This window comes from Neisseria sp. HMSC075C10 (assembly GCF_001815615.1).
In the GTDB taxonomy this organism is placed as follows: domain Bacteria; phylum Pseudomonadota; class Gammaproteobacteria; order Burkholderiales; family Neisseriaceae; genus Neisseria; species Neisseria subflava_A.
The window spans coordinates 1-276 of sequence record NZ_KV821271.1 but is presented as its reverse complement, the minus strand read 5'-3'; the positions used below and the strand labels follow the sequence as shown (position 1 = coordinate 276).

Annotated in this window: 1 protein-coding gene; it reads right to left on the bottom strand. The window is 54.3% G+C overall.

Annotated elements, in window-relative coordinates; translation table 11 throughout:
• Positions 1-276: hypothetical protein (locus HMPREF3047_RS11445; protein WP_168165908.1), on the bottom strand; the 276-nt coding region annotated here is incomplete at both ends.

Genomic DNA, 276 nt, shown 5'->3' with positions numbered 1-276 from the left:
GCTTTGGGGAATGCGGGCTTCGCCGACAGGAACAGCCTTTCCGGATGGAGCCTCGGCCTTGCGGACAATTTTGCTTAAATTCCCGGCACTATTCACTACCTTTGCGGCGACAGGCGAGCGGACAATGGCAGATGCCGTCCCGCCGCTGACAACCATAAATGCTGCATTGGCTCCCACTCGGGCATTAAACATTGCGTCCATTCTGCCTGCAAGTTGCGGATCGTTAATGTATGCTTCGTCGCGAATCGCTTTCCAGTTTTCGTAGGACATCACAAC